17 protein-coding genes and 2 tRNA genes are annotated in these 15,156 nt (G+C 59.1%); 9 read left to right on the plus strand and 10 right to left on the minus strand.

Annotated features, from left to right (window positions below; genetic code table 11):
* Positions 1-99 (minus strand): GTP-binding protein (locus PL640_RS11920; RefSeq protein ID WP_141681087.1); only part of this gene is annotated, 99 nt, incomplete at its 3' end.
* A 404-nt stretch (positions 100-503) separates the two neighbouring features.
* Between PL640_RS11920 and PL640_RS11925 the strand changes: the two genes are divergently transcribed.
* A complete protein-coding gene (locus PL640_RS11925; RefSeq protein WP_142840181.1) occupies positions 504-1,136 on the plus strand; it encodes a TerC family protein in 633 nt (210 codons plus the stop codon).
* 481 nt (positions 1,137-1,617) lie between these two features.
* On the opposite strand, the gene PL640_RS11930 is transcribed toward PL640_RS11925, so the two are convergent.
* Both PL640_RS11930 and PL640_RS11935 read right to left on the minus strand, forming a co-directional pair.
* A complete protein-coding gene (locus PL640_RS11930; RefSeq protein WP_271362105.1) occupies positions 1,618-1,986 on the minus strand; it encodes an MliC family protein in 369 nt (122 codons plus the stop codon).
* Positions 1,987-2,624: 638 nt separating this feature from the next.
* Complete coding sequence (locus tag PL640_RS11935) at positions 2,625-3,074, minus strand: hypothetical protein (protein ID WP_142840184.1); 450 nt, start codon at positions 3,072-3,074, stop codon at positions 2,625-2,627.
* Positions 3,075-3,408: 334 nt separating this feature from the next.
* Here PL640_RS11935 and PL640_RS11940 point away from each other — a divergent pair, with 334 nt between their 5' ends.
* Positions 3,409-3,735 (plus strand): BA14K family protein, encoded by a 327-nt coding sequence (locus PL640_RS11940; protein WP_271362106.1) that lies wholly within the window; start codon positions 3,409-3,411, stop codon positions 3,733-3,735.
* A gap of 54 nt (positions 3,736-3,789) precedes the next feature.
* On the opposite strand, the gene PL640_RS11945 is transcribed toward PL640_RS11940, so the two are convergent.
* The 3 genes from PL640_RS11945 to PL640_RS11955 all read right to left on the minus strand — a co-directional run bounded on the left by PL640_RS11945 (position 3,790) and on the right by PL640_RS11955 (position 5,171).
* Positions 3,790-4,479, minus strand: coding sequence for an alpha/beta hydrolase (locus PL640_RS11945; protein ID WP_271362107.1), 690 nt, complete (start codon positions 4,477-4,479; stop codon positions 3,790-3,792).
* A gap of 508 nt (positions 4,480-4,987) precedes the next feature.
* Positions 4,988-5,061 (minus strand) — tRNA-Gly (locus PL640_RS11950).
* Positions 5,062-5,086: 25 nt separating this feature from the next.
* A tRNA-Tyr gene (locus PL640_RS11955) sits at positions 5,087-5,171 on the minus strand.
* Between the two features lie 209 nt (positions 5,172-5,380).
* Between PL640_RS11955 and rlmB the strand changes: the two genes are divergently transcribed.
* From rlmB to PL640_RS11980, 5 genes are all read left to right on the plus strand, one after another.
* On the plus strand, positions 5,381-6,268 hold the full coding sequence (gene rlmB / locus PL640_RS11960; protein WP_271362108.1) for a 23S rRNA (guanosine(2251)-2'-O)-methyltransferase RlmB: 888 nt from the start codon (positions 5,381-5,383) through the stop codon (positions 6,266-6,268).
* A 71-nt stretch (positions 6,269-6,339) separates the two neighbouring features.
* Positions 6,340-6,732 (plus strand): acyl-CoA thioesterase, encoded by a 393-nt coding sequence (locus tag PL640_RS11965; RefSeq protein WP_142840188.1) that lies wholly within the window; start codon positions 6,340-6,342, stop codon positions 6,730-6,732.
* Between the two features lie 5 nt (positions 6,733-6,737).
* A complete protein-coding gene (locus tag PL640_RS11970; RefSeq protein WP_142840189.1) occupies positions 6,738-7,331 on the plus strand; it encodes a hypothetical protein in 594 nt (197 codons plus the stop codon).
* Positions 7,332-7,401: 70 nt separating this feature from the next.
* On the plus strand, positions 7,402-7,803 hold the full coding sequence (locus tag PL640_RS11975; protein WP_142840190.1) for a DUF2946 family protein: 402 nt from the start codon (positions 7,402-7,404) through the stop codon (positions 7,801-7,803).
* Positions 7,804-7,848: 45 nt separating this feature from the next.
* Complete coding sequence (locus tag PL640_RS11980; protein WP_271362109.1) at positions 7,849-9,213, plus strand: PepSY-associated TM helix domain-containing protein; 1,365 nt, start codon at positions 7,849-7,851, stop codon at positions 9,211-9,213.
* A 73-nt stretch (positions 9,214-9,286) separates the two neighbouring features.
* Here the strand turns inward: PL640_RS11980 and PL640_RS11985 are convergent, their stop codons facing one another.
* Positions 9,287-9,763, minus strand: a complete 477-nt coding sequence (locus tag PL640_RS11985) for a nuclear transport factor 2 family protein (protein ID WP_142840192.1) — start codon at positions 9,761-9,763, stop codon at positions 9,287-9,289.
* Between the two features lie 12 nt (positions 9,764-9,775).
* Positions 9,776-10,387 (minus strand): NAD(P)-dependent oxidoreductase, encoded by a 612-nt coding sequence (locus PL640_RS11990; RefSeq protein ID WP_271362110.1) that lies wholly within the window; start codon positions 10,385-10,387, stop codon positions 9,776-9,778.
* Positions 10,388-10,544: 157 nt separating this feature from the next.
* On the opposite strand from PL640_RS11990, the gene PL640_RS11995 reads away from it, so the two are divergent.
* Positions 10,545-10,928 carry a winged helix-turn-helix transcriptional regulator gene (locus PL640_RS11995; RefSeq protein ID WP_271362111.1) on the plus strand — a complete coding sequence of 128 codons (384 nt, stop codon included), beginning with the start codon at positions 10,545-10,547 and terminating at the stop codon, positions 10,926-10,928.
* A 38-nt stretch (positions 10,929-10,966) separates the two neighbouring features.
* Here PL640_RS11995 and PL640_RS12000 read toward each other — a convergent pair whose 3' ends face one another.
* Together PL640_RS12000 and PL640_RS12005 are read right to left on the minus strand one after the other, a co-directional pair.
* A complete protein-coding gene (locus tag PL640_RS12000; RefSeq protein ID WP_271362415.1) occupies positions 10,967-11,389 on the minus strand; it encodes a GNAT family N-acetyltransferase in 423 nt (140 codons plus the stop codon).
* 105 nt (positions 11,390-11,494) lie between these two features.
* Positions 11,495-11,848, minus strand: a complete 354-nt coding sequence (locus PL640_RS12005) for a DMT family protein (RefSeq protein ID WP_003495099.1) — start codon at positions 11,846-11,848, stop codon at positions 11,495-11,497.
* Between the two features lie 256 nt (positions 11,849-12,104).
* On the opposite strand from PL640_RS12005, the gene uvrB reads away from it, so the two are divergent.
* Entirely contained in the window at positions 12,105-15,077 is a 2,973-nt protein-coding gene (gene uvrB / locus PL640_RS12010) for an excinuclease ABC subunit UvrB (RefSeq protein WP_271362112.1), read from the plus strand.
* Positions 15,078-15,156 lie beyond the last annotated feature (79 nt).

The raw sequence follows: 15,156 nt of genomic DNA on the forward strand, positions 1-15,156 counted from the left end.
CGTGATCGCGGCAGTCAGCGACGTCTTGCCATGGTCAACGTGACCGATCGTGCCAATGTTGACGTGCGGCTTATTGCGCTCAAACTTGCTCTTTGCCATGTGAATTGCTTCCTGTGAACGTGAAGTAGTTTCCCCGGCGAACCGGTTTGGTGTCGCCGTTTAAGGCTTTGTAAGCGAATGCGCAAGACTTAATTGTGAAAGCGCCTGCGCACGCGCTTCAAGCGTGCCCCGAGGCCCGCATATGGTGTGTTGTTTGCGACATTTAAACCCTTGGAAGGATGACATCGACACAAGCCGCGCGGAGCGCCTTCCCGCTATTCTCGATCACTAATTAAGATATTTCCATCACAACTTCTTTACCTGCACCGCCATGATGGCTTAAGGACAATCCATCGCCGGGGGGAGACGGGCGATCCCGATGCGGCGCCGGGCGCGCCATCCCATGCCTTATCTCGTTCCGTCGCTTTCCCCCGCGACCTTTCTATCCGTTTCAGGACCATTCCATGGAAATCTTCACAGCCGCCGGCTTCACGGCATTCTTACAGGTCATCGCGATCGATCTCGTTCTGGCGGGCGACAATGCCATCGTCATCGGCCTTGCCGCCGCCGGTCTTCCCGCCCATCTTCGCCGCAAGGCAATTCTGGTGGGCATCATCGCCGCCACCGTTTTGCGCATCGCCTTTGCCGCCGTCACCGTGCAGCTTCTCGCCATTGTCGGACTGCAATTGTTCGGCGGCCTGCTGCTCGCCTGGGTGTGCTGGAAGATGTGGTCCGAACTGCGCGAAGCTGCCGGCTCCATCGAAGACGAGGTGACCGACGACGAAGCCGATCTGACCAAAGGCCACAAGACCTTCTTTCAGGCCGCAACCCAGATCGTCATCGCCGATGTCTCCATGTCGCTGGACAACGTTCTGGCTGTTGCCGGCGCCGCACAGGAACATGTGACCGTCCTGGTGATCGGCCTCATCGTCTCGATCGCCCTCATGGGGCTTGCCGCCAACTTCGTCGCCAAGCTGCTGCACCGCTATCGCTGGATTTCCTATCTCGGTCTGATGGTCATCATCTATGTGGCACTCAACATGCTCTATCACGGCGTGATCGAAGTCTTGCCCTATATCAAGGCCTATCTGGGCTGAGCCGCCCCGCAGAAACGCCATTTGAAAGGCCCGGAAACGTGAAGGTTTCCGGGCCTTTTTTACGCGCTGCCGAGCGCGATGAACGTCTTCGAAAACCCCTTCGACCCACCGGCAGGCACACCTCGAGAATCACGCGATTCAACCGCTGCAACATCCGGGCAAGGCAGGGAAATCGTAATTTCTCGCCTATGGGTTCTGGCAATTGAGGTCAGCCACAAGCAAGCCTAGGGAGCTAGTAATAAGTCATAATAATAAAAAGAAAGGTAAAGCTGCCAATGGCTTATGACTGGAGCGGCGGTCGTACCCGTCGCCTTCGAAGGGTGAAACTCGGCGTTGTCGCAAGCTCCCTCATCCTTCTCGCGCTGCTGGCGTCGCTCGTTCTCGTCTGAACGCGACGCAAGCGCAGACCAACACTGACCGGCGGCACGGCAAGGTTTCATAACCGCCCTGCCGCCGCTCCTTTAAGCGCTGCCGCTAGCGATCAGGACTTCTTCTTTTCCACGCAGTGAACCGGCTTCTTCATCTCCGGATCCGCCATCAGATCGTAAAGATCGGCCTCCTCACCCTTCGACCACCAGACGTAAACGCCGCCCTGATATCTGGCGCCTGAGCCTGAAATGACATTCGCGGCAACGATGACGCCATCCTTCAGCCCCAGCCGCACGAGGCTGATATCGCCGGCATTGAAATAAACGGCGTCCACCGTGTCGGCGTCGCATTGATAGACAGCCTCGACCTTCTCGATCGTCGTGTCCTTCGGAAGCGGAATCACCAGATCGTCAGCCAGAGCGCTGGAAGCGACCGCCGACGACAGGATTGCAAGACACGTGATGGCGATGGATTTTCTCATGTTGACCCTTTCCTGATCCAGTCGAAACATAAGGTCACGACAGCAAAGCCAAAATTGGGCGGGCCATTCCTGACTTTTGGAATTTGCGGGAACATGAACGACGGGGACATACCGAAGCGTATCGACGACACGTCTATCCGCTGTCAGCTCATGCCGGAAGGCACACCCGGTGCCCTTATCGATACATCCAATAAGCGGCGCCAAGGATCACCGCCCACATCAGCAATGATATGGCCAGCACTGTAAGATAGTTTCGAAATCGTCTGGTCATCCGCCCACATTGCCGGTCGGCCGTCACGGGACAACTCGCACCGTTGAATTGCTGGATGCGGGTCGAACCGCAGGATCAACTCTTTCTACCAAGATACTGAATCACGGACTATTCACAGATTTTACCCGCCCGAAAACGGGGTTGCCCCAGGGCTCCGGATGTTACCGGCTGTAAGAGTTAACTCCCGGCCAAGCCTGACCATCTTGCATGGCCATAAGAAGCCTTGCCCACCTTTGCCCTATCTGGTGGCGGCGATGGAGAGCGCATGAACACACCCTCCCCGGCTGAACGGTTCCCACCTGCCAATATGATTCTGGAATCAGTCTGATGGTCGGGCGACGGCAGTCGGCCGCCGCCCCGTCGCTTGTCAGCTCTTCAGCGCCGTGTTGCACAGGCTCCAGTAGCCGCCGCCCTTCTGAATCCACTTCAGATCGCCGAGCGTGCCGTCATTCTTGTTCTTGTGGTAGGAGTCGACACAGGTCTTCAGGCGTGCCTTGCCAGGCGTTTCGCTTGAATATTTCTTATCGACAGCACTCGGAAAAGCGACGCCCTTCGGGGCCTTTGTCGTCGCTTTTTCGGGTTCTTTGTCGGTTGTAGCCGCGACCTGCTTGTCGTCGGCCGCATCTTCGGCCGCCGCATCGGCACCGCAGAATTTGGCGCGATAGTCGTTCCACTTGACGTCCTTCGCGGACCCGTCGGCTTTCGCCGCCTGATACTTCACGCTGCACTCCTTCATGGTGAGTGCGGCTGCGGGGGAGACGAACGCTGCCGATGCCAGCAGCGCAAAGGATGAGAGAATGACAACCCTGTTAAACATTGAAGACTCCCGTTTGCATGATTGCCGGCCGACTATCAGACCGGATTTTCCGCTTGTCAACGAGCAGTGCGGGAAGGACGGAAAGTCGAATTGACGGGGGAATGAAACGTGTTCAGAGGACACGGCATCTTCCTGATGAAGACGGCATCATGCCGGCTCACATTTGCGCGTGGACGCGTAATGCCCAACAGCCGCAGCAAGCGACCTCTCCAATCCCGCCGCCTCACCTTTTTTCAGTCGCGAAGAATCACGTGTTCGTGTGACGTCAACCCTGTCACGGAACGAATTTCCTAAATTTTCGTTAGCATCCCGAACGAATAACGAGGATTTATCGATGTTGAGGATGCCGAAGACTATCTCCGCACTCGCTCTTGGCGTCGCATTATCTGGCGCTTCTGTCATGCCCGCCCACGCACTGAGCCTTATACAGCCGGCCTATGAACCGCCGGAACAGGCGCAGAATTCGAACCAGCGTGGCTATCCCGCGTCCGCCTTCGCCGCGGGCAAGGGTGAGGAAGCCACATCGAATGGTTATGCCCTGTCGCAGGCGGAGATAAACCACGTCAAATGGTGTGCGGCGCGATACACCTCCTACCATCCGACCGATAACAGCTACATGGCCCCTGCGGGGACGCGCACCCCGTGTCTTTCTCCCTATTAACGCCCGGCTGGGAGAACAGCCTGTTGCGCACGCAGGTCCCGCAGTTCGCTCCAGTTACGATACGCTTTTAGCCGCCTCGTCGATCAATCCGGCGACGGCGGCAGGATGCGACGCAAGGGATGCGTGGCTTGCTTCAAGCGAAATAACCTGACGAGCCCCCAATCGAGCCGACATGAGATGCTGGTTCTCCGGGGAGATCATCCGATCATCGGTTGAAATCTGATACCAGGTCGGCTTCGCCTTCCAGGCAGGCTTTGAGATAGCATTTCCAAAAGTCGAGGCGAGCGGCGCCTTCTGGGTCACCGCCATGACCAGCGCTTCGTCAGCGCTGAGATCCTGGCAAAAACTCTCATGGAACTTGTCTGCGCGCAGCCAGAGATAACCGTCGTCATCAGGCGCAAGATTCGCAACCGCCGCAGGCGGATGCTGCTGAGTGATGCCTCCGGGGCTCTCGCCTGCATCGGGGGCGAAGGCGGCGATATAAACAAGCCCGACAACATTCGGCAGATTGCCGACTTCCGTGATGACAGCGCCACCGTAGGAGTGTCCAACAAGCAGGACGGGCCCATCCTGTTGCGCAACCATCTTGCGGGTGCGCTCAACATCGTCGGCGAGTGATGTCAGTGGTAATTCGACAGCCTTGAGAGTGTAACCTCTGCCGGCAAGATCGACGATTACTTTGCTCCAGTGGGCAGCCCCGCCCCAGAACCCATGCACGAGAATAATCGTCGGCTTCGAACCCATGTGTCACTCCTCGGTTGGAATTACGACACCGGTCGTTGGCCGCTCTTGTCGGACATTCGCTAGCGTCGAGTGATTACTGCACTTGCCGGGACAGGAATAATCGGCGCATCCTGGCCCCGCGAGAGCAATGTAGCATGCTGTTATGGTGCCGGTCGAAATCATATGTAAACACGATAGCGTCACCTGTGGGCTTGGCCCGGCGAGCGCTGATTACGCAACTGCGTGAATTGAGAGTAACATCAGATAGTCGACAGGCAAGCCCATATGGGCTCCTGCTCCAAAAACTCTATCGATGTTGGAAAGAGCCGTTGGATTTCCAGCAAGATTTTTGACGGGCGACTTCAAGTCGTGACATTTTGAGGGCGAGGTCGGCCCGGCTTCCAACCGCTTTAATCAATACCGCGATTTCTAACACCAGAATTGCTGGGTGCCCTACACGATCTCGCGCGCGTCGGAAAACGCTGCAAACAGTATCTAATGAAGGCTTTGATCGTACCGGGAGAGTAAATGGAGCGGGTAGCGGGAATCGAACCCGCGTATTCAGCTTGGAAGGCTGCTGCTCTACCATTGAGCTATACCCGCGGTGGTGATTTTGATCCGTGCAGAATGGTGGAGGGAGTTGGATTTGAACCAACGTAGGCGTAGCCAACGGATTTACAGTCCGTCCCCTTTAACCACTCGGGCATCCCTCCAGCTTTCTGCTAGGATCGAGCTACCAAGCTCTTCAGATTTTGCCGCGGCGAAGCGCCGTTGCGTCGTCTGTGGCGCGTATATGACGGCCTCGTTCGTTTCTGTCAACACGCCCTTTCACGAATTTTCGGGAAAAAATTCAAACATGTTTACAGTCCTGTGGATTATCGCGGGGGCTGGTGCGCGCCTCCTAGCGGAGATATAAGGCGCCATGAGCAAAGACGATCCAAACAACAAATCCACCCGCGATACGCACTACGCCACCCTGCGCCGCGCCGTACGCGACGCCAAGCGCGAAAGGGGAGAAATCCCCACTCCGCCGCAGCAGAGGCGCAGGAACCGCGATGCGGACGACTGGAAGCCGCCGCAGCTTGCACCGGATCAGGTGCATCTTTACGGCCTGCACACCGTGCGCGCCGCACTCACCAATCCCGAACGGCAGATCGTCAAGCTCTCCGTCACCCAGAACGCGCTTGCGCGTCTGGATATCGGCGAGGCGGACGCCCAGCCCTTCCCGGTCGAGATGGTTTCCCCGCAGGATATCGACAAGGTGCTCGGCCCCGAGGCGATCCATCAGGGCGTGATGCTGGAAACGAAGCCATTGCCGGTCAAGAGGCTCGGCGCGCTGAAGGACAGCCCGCTCGTCCTCGTGCTCGATCAGGTTACCGATCCACACAATGTCGGCGCCATCATGCGCTCGGCGGTGGCCTTCAACGCCGGTGCCGTCATCACCACCATGCGCCACAGCCCGACCGAGTCGGGCGTCTTGGCAAAATCCGCCTCCGGCGCGCTGGAACTCATCCCCTATATCCAGGTCACCAATCTGGCGGATGCGTTGGGCGAGTTGCACAAGCTCGGCTTCTTCTCAGTCGGGTTGGATTCAGAAGGCCCCGCCCCCATCGAACAGACCTTCAGCGGCGCAAAAGTCGCGCTGGTACTGGGAGCCGAAGGCAAGGGCCTGCGCCAGAAGACTCGCGAAACCGTCTCGGCGCTCGCCCGTCTCGATATGCCCGGCGAGATCAAATCGCTTAACGTGTCGAATGCGGCGGCCATCGCCCTTTACGCAACGCAGCAATTTCTGGGCAAAGCGTCGTCCTGACGCTTTCCCTTCCTTGCGAAATCACAAAGCGCAACGCATGCTGCGCTTTTTCGCAAGGAGCAAATTTCAACATGACCGAGCAGACCATCAAACCGACCGGCGAGCTGACGCTCAGGACGCTTGCCATGCCGGCCGACGCCAATCCCGCCGGTGATATTTTCGGCGGCTGGGTCATGTCGCAGATGGACTTGGCAAGCGGCATCCGCGCAGCCGAACGCTCGCGCTGTCGCGTGGTGACGGCGGCGGTCAAGGAAATGGCTTTCGAACTGCCGGTGAAGATCGGCGATACGCTGTCCATCTATACCGATATCGCCCGCGTCGGCCGCACCTCCATCACATTGACGGTTGAGGCCTGGGCACAGCGGTCGCGTTTCGACAAGCTGGAAAAGGTCACCGCCGGCACCTTCATCATGGTGGCGATGGACGAAAACGGGCAACCGACGCCCATTCCTCCGGGGGAGTAGGCACGATGGAGGCCGCCGTCAACGCCGCGGAAGCCTATTCGCACATCCGTGCCGTCATGGGCATGGTGGTCGGCCTCAGCCTCGCCCGTCTGCTGACCGGCCTTGCCGGTTTCGTGCAACATCCAAAGAAGGAACGCATCTATCCGCTGCATCTCGGCTGGGTGGCGTTCCTGTTTCTGATGCTTGTGCATTTCTGGTGGTGGGAACACCGGCTTTCCGCCACCGGCCACGTGCTGGGCTTCGGCGCCTTCCTGTTCCTCATCCTGTTCTGCTCGCTGTTTTATTTCCTCTGCGTGCTGCTGTTTCCCACCGACATGAAGGAATACAAGGGATATGAGGACTACTTCTTTTCCCGCAAAAGCTGGTTCTTCGGTTTTCTGGCAGCGCTTTTCGTCACCGATGTCGGCGACACACTGCTGAAGGGACAGGACTATCTTGCAACGCTCGGCCCGGAATATCTCATCCGTACCGCCATTTACGTCGTTCTTTTCACGTCCGCTGCCTTCATCGGCAATCGCCGCTTCCACCGGTTCCTCGTCATCTTCGCATTGATCTACCAGATCGCCTGGATTTTCCGCACCTACGACCTGCTGGCCTGAAGACCGTAACGCCCTGACGCCGTCATTGTGTCGCGGTGACATTTCGCCGCGATTATGGCATTCCGGCCTTATGGGACATATTCGCAGGATCATGCAGGACAGAAGCTCGGCTGGCGCCATCGCCACGCTGGCCGTCCTGCTTTTCCTCCTGCAGGGTCTCGCCAACGGCCTGACCAGCGGCAACATGGCCATGGCCGCGCTTGCGGCGGATGAGGTCATCTGTTCCAGCCACATGCCGGAAGGGCCCGCAAAGCAGGACCCGGCGGGCAAAATTGCCGCCGACTGCTGCGGAACGCTGTGCCGGCTGGCATCGGCCACCATTGCCACTCTTCCGGTTACACCTGTCGAACGCGCAGACAGTGTCGTTACGACAGACGAAGTCGCCTTTTTGAACTTCGATGCGGCATTGCCGCCATCGCCGCCCAATCTGGAATCACGCCCCCGCGCCCCGCCCGCGCCTCCGCAGAACTGAAACACGCCCGGCCTGCCGGCAATCACTCTTCTTGCGGAGACATCCATGTCCGTTACGACCTCTTTCGAGGGCGAGCGCGCGCCTGCGCATTCCTCGTCCATCAATCTTTACCGCGCCGTGTGGCGCTGGCATTTCTATGCCGGTCTCTTCGTCCTGCCCTTCATGATATCGCTCGCCGTCACCGGCGCCCTTTATCTTTTCCGGGACGAATTCGATAACCTCATCCATTCGGATTTGAAGCGGATAGAGGTGGTGCAAAACGCACCGAAAGCGCTGCCTTCCGAAATTGTTGCCGCTGCACTTGCTGCGGTTCCAGGCACTGCCGTCAAATATACGACCCCGACCGATCCCGGCGCATCGACGGAAATCACCGTCAATACGGCGGATGGCAAGCGCGCCGTCTACGTCAATCCCCATACGGCTGAGGTTGCCGGCTCCCTGCCGGATCGCGGCACCGTCATGTGGACGATCCGCTACCTCCACAGCCTGAAATATTTCGGTACCTATGCCCGTTATCTGATCGAAATCGCCGCCGGCTGGTCCATCCTGCTCGTCGCCACCGGCATCTATCTCTGGTGGCCGCGAAAACAGACCGGCGGTGTCGTCACCGTGCGCGGCACGCCGAAAAAACGGGTCTTCTGGCGTGATACCCATGCCGTCACCGGCATCTTCGTCGGCTTTTTCATCGTCTTCCTCGCCGTCACCGGCATGCCCTGGTCGGGCGTCTGGGGCGCGAAGGTCAATGAATGGGCGAATGGCAGCAATTTCGGATATCCGGCGGGCGTCCGCACCGATGTTCCTATGTCCGGTGACCATCTCGATCACGTAGCCAAAACAAGCTGGTCGCTGGAACAGGCAAAAATTCCCGAATCCAGTGCGTCCGCTACCGGCCAACCGATCGGGATCGATGCGGCCATGGCGCGTTTCGACGCCTTGGGCCTCGCTGCCGGTTATGCCGTCGCACTGCCCACCAAATCGTCCGGTGTCTATAGCGGCTCCGCCTATCCTGACGATCTGACGCAGCAGCGCGTCGTCCACCTCGATCAATATAGCGGCGAGCCGCTGATCGATATGAGTTACGCCGATTACGGCCCGCTCGGCAAAGCGCTCGAGTGGGGCATTAACGTGCATCTGGGCCAGCAATTTGGCCTCGCCAACCAGCTCGTGCTTTTGGCCGCCTGTATCGGCATTGTGCTGCTTGCCGTCTCCGCCGGTATCATGTGGTGGAAACGCCGCCCGCAAGGCTCGCTCGGCGTTCCGCCCCTGCCGCAGGAAAAACGTGTGCTACGCGGGCTCCTCGCTGTACTCGCCATCGGCGGCATCCTTTTCCCGCTGGTGGGTGCGAGCCTGCTGGTGATGCTGGCGCTGGACCTGATCGTGCAGTCTCGCCAGAAGCGGCGGGCCGGTTAAAAAGACGTCCTCTAAAATGAAAACAGCCGGGCGAAATCCCGGCTGTTTCCCTCGATATTGACGAAAGCTCGACTTAGAACATCGTATTGTTGTTCGCCGCCGTCTCCGGCACAGGCTGGATCACATCCCAATGCTCGGTGATCTTGCCATCCGTGACGCGGAAGATGTCAACGATGGCCCTGCCGCGATCACCGTCGCTCTTCGTCGAATGAATATGCAGATAGACGAGATCGCCATCCGTGGCGCTGCGGACAATCCGTGCTTTCGACTGCGGGTTTTCCTTAAAGAGCCCCGTAAAATAATCAACGAACGGCTTCTTGCCGTCAGGCACATTGGGGTTGTGCTGCTTGTAGCTGTCGACGACAACGGCAGCGCCCTTCTCCACCTCGTGCTTGTTGAAGACGGTGTCGTAAAATTCGATCACCAGCTTGCGGTTGGCTTCTTCCTGAGCCAGATCGCGATTTGCGGTTTGCGCCAGAACCGGCGCGGCCACCAAAGCGGGCACGAGGGCGAAAGCGGCGATGGCAAGACGACGTGTTACAAAATTCATGGGTAATACCTCTCAATAACCGACGGTGAAACGCTGGCGGGAATGCTGCGGCTTCTCGATTTCATCGACAAGCGCGATGGCATAATCTTCGAAGGAAATACTGCTGCCTTCGTCATTGCTGAGCAGGCTGTCCTTACCGATGCGGAATTTTCCGGTTCTTTCCCCCGGCACAAATTCGGCTGAGGGTGACAGGAAGGTCCAGTCGAGCTGCTTTTCCTGTTTCAGCAGGTCTAGAAACTCCGCACCCTTCGTCGCCTCGGCCTTGTAGGCGGCGGGGAAATCCGGAAGATCGACCACACGCTGGCCGGGCGCGATTTCAAGGCTGCCGGCACCGCCGACCACGAGATAACGCTGAACACCGGAAGCACGCACGGCCTCGATGAGCTTCAGGGGATCGCTGGCAGTGAAGTGCACCGAGCTTATCACAGCATCGTGACCCTTAAGCAGCTCAGAAAGCCCCGCCTGATCGAAGACATCGCCCTTTTTGGCCACCACATTCGGCAGGCTGGCGATCTTCTCAGGAGCGCGGGCAATCGCCGTTACCTGATGCCCCCGATCGGAAAGTTCCTTCAAAATACGGGAGCCGGCATTGCCGGAAGCGCCGACGAGCGCGATTTTAGCCATGGCTTCTGTCCTTTCGTCACAATCGTTATCGGTCCAGATAATAGACCGCGAAAGAGAGCTATGATATCGCAACCATAGCCGCAAGAAGTCAGCGGCGGCTGATCTGGTCACACGGCGATGACCTTGAAGGGTGAAAACGGGCAAGGGGTAAGAAACAGTGTCGGACACGCAAACAAAGGAATTCTTCACCTTCGAGCAGCCCTGCCCGATCCGTGACGTACTGGACCGCATCGGCGATCAGTGGAGCCTGTTGGTTCTGGGAGAACTGCAGGGCGGCGTGCTACGCTTCAATGAACTGAACCGCAGGATCGACGATATTTCCAAGCAGATGCTGTCGCGCACGCTGAAGCGGCTGGAAGAAGACGGCTTCATCCGCCGCACGCTTTATGCCGAAGTGCCGCCGCGCGTGGAATATGAACTCACCAATCTCGGCCGCTCATTTCTGGTACCGATGCAATTGCTTGTGCAATGGGCCGACGAGAACCACGTTCGTATCTGCAAGGCGCGCCTGCAATATTCCGAAAACGACAATCGCAGCTGATCGCACTGCCGGCACGGGCCGGGTCGCAAACCCCATACCTAGGCCAGACGATAGACCTTGCAGACCAGCCCTTCCGGCTGACGATAGGTCGTGAAGCCTATCGCCTCGTAATAATTCTGCCCGAGCCTGTTATCCGCGCCGATGCTGGCATCGATATTTTTCAGGCCGCGAGCCTCCGCCGCCTTTCGGGTAGCCGTAAAAAGCGCGGACCCCACGCCCCTTCGCGCCGCATGCGGACTGACATGGGTGCCGATGATACCCCAGCCTTCCGCCACGCCGTAGGGATTGTCCGCCCGCGCGTAACGCAGCGACTGGAAGCCCAGAATACGCCCGTCCTCGTCCTCGGCGACCGAACACTCGATACGGTCGGCATGCCGGATGTAATTTTCCAGCACCGCACCGATATCAGTCGGTGCCTTTCGGAGGCCTGCCGAGAATATCTCGTTCTGGACCGCCGCCATGCCAGCCGCATCATCGTCTCTCGCAGGCCGTATTTTCATCAATGTATCGACCTCATAGGTTGCGACTGCTGGCATATGGTCCCGGGCCGAGCCTCACCATGCGGATCAGGACCGGAAAATGAAGGATGCCCCAAAAGCGATCAGGGCAAAACCGATCACATGATTGATGGTGATGCTCTCCTTCAGCCAGAAGATCGAGAACAGCGCGAAGACCGCAAGCGTGATGACTTCCTGGATGGTCTTGAGCTGCGCCGTGGAATAGACCTCCGAGCCGATACGGTTCGCCGGCACGGCGAGCATATATTCGAAGAACGCGATGCCCCAGCTTGCGATGATCGCCAGGAAGAGCGCGCTGCCCTTGTGCTTGAGGTGGCCATACCAGGCGAAAGTCATGAAAACGTTTGAGGCGACGAGCATCAGGACAGGCCAGATGTGGGCGGGACTGATCGAGAACGGCATGATGGTTCCTGAAAATAGGGAGGGATGTCATGAAAGGCAGTTTGAAAACGCAACCATCATTCTGCCGGTAGAGATTTGCTCTAGCGCATCGCAGCGAAAACCGGAATCGATTTTCGACAGGTTTCGATAAAGCTGCATTCAGCCGCTATGCAACGCATCCGCCTGAATTTTGTTCCGGACGCTTCGTTTCCTTTTTGTACTCATTTTTTCACGGCCTCCCCTTCCCTTTGCGCGTGACTCCCTCCATATTTCGCGCATGGCCAGATCACCGAAAAATCCCCCGTCCTCGCCCTCCGGCTTTGAGGAAGCCCCGCAATCGTCGTTCGAAGGCGCGCCGCTCAGCGGCAGCGTCGCCGACTGGGTGAAGCAGCTGGAGGCGGAAGCCGAGGCGGGCTCGGTGGAAACCCAGCGCGAAATTGCCTCGAAAGCGGGCAAGCATCGCAAGAAGATCGAGATAGAGGCCCGCAAGGAAGCGGAAAAGGCAGCCTCCAAGACGGCGAAGAACACCACCGCGTCCAAAACCGCGCGTGGCGTGTCCATCGGCGCGTCGAGCGATCCGAAAACCCGTGCCGCCGCTGGTCTTAATCCGGTGGCCGGCATGGACGTCTCGCTGGAAGAAGCCGCCAATCTCGCCCCGGGCGCCGTCACCGCCACCGTGGACGCATTGTCCAAGCTGATCGAGAGCGGCAATCCACTGTTCAAGGACGGCAAGCTCTGGACGCCGCACCGCCCCGCCCGCCCGCCAAAATCGGAAGGCGGCGTCGCCATCCGCATGGCCTCGGACTACCAGCCCGCCGGCGACCAGCCGACCGCCATCGCCGACCTCGTTGAAGGCATCGATTCCGGTGAGCGCAGCCAGGTGCTGCTCGGCGTCACCGGCTCGGGCAAGACCTTCACCATGGCCAAGGTCATCGAGGCGACGCAGCGCCCGGCCGTCATTCTCGCACCCAACAAGACGCTGGCGGCACAGCTCTATTCCGAGTTCAAGAACTTCTTCCCCGATAATGCGGTGGAATATTTCGTCTCCTACTACGATTATTACCAGCCAGAAGCCTATGTGCCGCGCTCCGACACCTTCATCGAGAAGGAATCCTCGATCAACGAACAGATCGACCGGATGCGTCACTCCGCCACCCGCTCACTGCTGGAGCGTGACGACTGCATCATCGTCGCTTCGGTCTCCTGCATCTACGGTATCGGCTCGGTGGAAACCTATACGGCCATGACCTTCCAGATGCAGGTTGGCGACCGGCTGGACCAGCGCCAGCTTCTGGCCGACCTCGTGGCCCAGCAATACAAGCGCCGCGACATGGATTTTCAGCGCGGTTCGTTTCGTGTGCGCGGCGATACCATCGAAATCTTCCCCGCCCACCTTGAGGATGCCGCTTGGCGTATCTCGATGTTCGGCGACGAGATCGATTCCATCACCGAATTCGACCCGCTGACCGGCCAGAAGACCGGCGATCTGCAATCGGTCAAGATTTACGCCAATTCGCACTATGTCACCCCGCGCCCGACGCTGAATGGCGCGATCAAGTCGATCAAGGAAGAGCTGAAGGGCCGCCTCGCCGAGCTGGAAAAGGCCGGACGCCTGCTGGAAGCCCAGCGGCTGGAGCAGCGCACCCGTTACGACATCGAAATGCTGGAAGCGACCGGCTCCTGCGCCGGCATCGAGAACTATTCGCGTTACCTCACCGGCCGCAACCCCGGTGAGCCGCCACCGACTTTGTTCGAATATATCCCTGATAACGCCCTCCTCTTCATCGATGAAAGCCATGTCTCCGTCAGCCAGATCGGCGGCATGTATCGCGGCGACTTCAGGCGCAAGGCGACGTTGGCCGAATATGGCTTCCGCCTGCCCTCCTGCATGGACAACCGGCCGCTGCGCTTCGAGGAATGGGATGCGATGCGCCCGCTCACCGTCGCGGTTTCGGCCACCCCCGGCTCATGGGAAATGGAGCAGTCCGGCGGCGTCTTCGCCGAACAGGTCATCCGCCCGACCGGCCTCATCGATCCGCCGGTGGAAGTACGTTCCGCCCGCAGCCAGGTGGACGACGTTCTCGGCGAAATCCGCGAGACCGCCGCCAAGGGTTACCGCACGCTCTGCACCGTGCTGACCAAACGCATGGCCGAGGACCTGACCGAATATCTGCATGAACAGGGCGTGCGCGTCCGTTACATGCACTCTGACATCGACACGCTGGAACGCATCGAGATCATCCGCGACCTGCGCCTCGGCGCCTTCGACGTCCTCGTCGGCATCAACCTGCTGCGCGAGGGCCTCGATATTCCCGAATGCGGTTTCGTCGCCATCCTCGATGCCGACAAGGAAGGCTTCCTGCGTTCGGAAACCTCGCTGATCCAGACCATCGGCCGCGCCGCCCGTAACGTCGACGGCAAGGTCATCCTTTATGCCGACAACATCACCGGCTCGATGAAACGGGCGATGGAGGAAACCTCCCGCCGCCGCGAAAAGCAGATGGCCTATAATGCCGAACACGGCATCACGCCGGAATCGGTCAAGGCGAAAATCTCCGATATTCTTGATTCTGTTTATGAGCGCGATCACGTAAGGGCTGATATTTCAGGCGTTTCCGGCAAGGGCTTCGCCGATGGCGGCCATCTGGTCGGCAACAATCTGCAGGCCCATCTCAACGCGCTGGAAAAATCCATGCGCGATGCCGCAGCCGACCTCGACTTCGAAAAGGCCGCTCGCCTGCGCGACGAAATCAAACGCCTCAAGGCCGCCGAACTCGCCACCATGGATGACCCCATGGCCAAGGAAGAAGCGCGCGCTGTTGAAGGCGGCGGCACGGCCAGGAAAAGCGCTAAAAACGCTCGCCCCGAGTCGATCTCCCCCCCTGAGGGGAAGATGTCCGGCAGGACAGACGGGGGTGAGCCACCCGCCGCAACCTCCCTCTTCGCCAAACCCGAACTGGACGAGATGGGCCCCGGCTCGGATGCTGGAAAGCCGCTGTTCCGCAGAAACTCGCTGGACGAAATGACAGTGGGCAGAACCGAAAAACCCGTGCGCGGCACAGTGCCCGACAAACCGGAAACCGAGCCCGGCAAACGGTTCTCACCGCTGCTGGAAGGCCAGCCGGAGCGTGCGACGGACGATCCAAGACCGCTGGTGCGCGGCAAGATCGGCGCTGGCTCCTACGAGGATGCCGGCGAACAGAAGCGCAAAAGCCGAACCAAGGGGAAGACCGGCCGTCCCGGCCGCTGATACGCAACGATCAATCAGGCGGGTGGCGATAAATTTGCCCCCGCCTCAGCGTTGTGCGTGGCAGAACAGCTTCCGATCA

This window comes from Agrobacterium sp. ST15.16.024, assembly GCF_027956545.1.
Taxonomy (GTDB): domain Bacteria; phylum Pseudomonadota; class Alphaproteobacteria; order Rhizobiales; family Rhizobiaceae; genus Agrobacterium; species Agrobacterium cucumeris.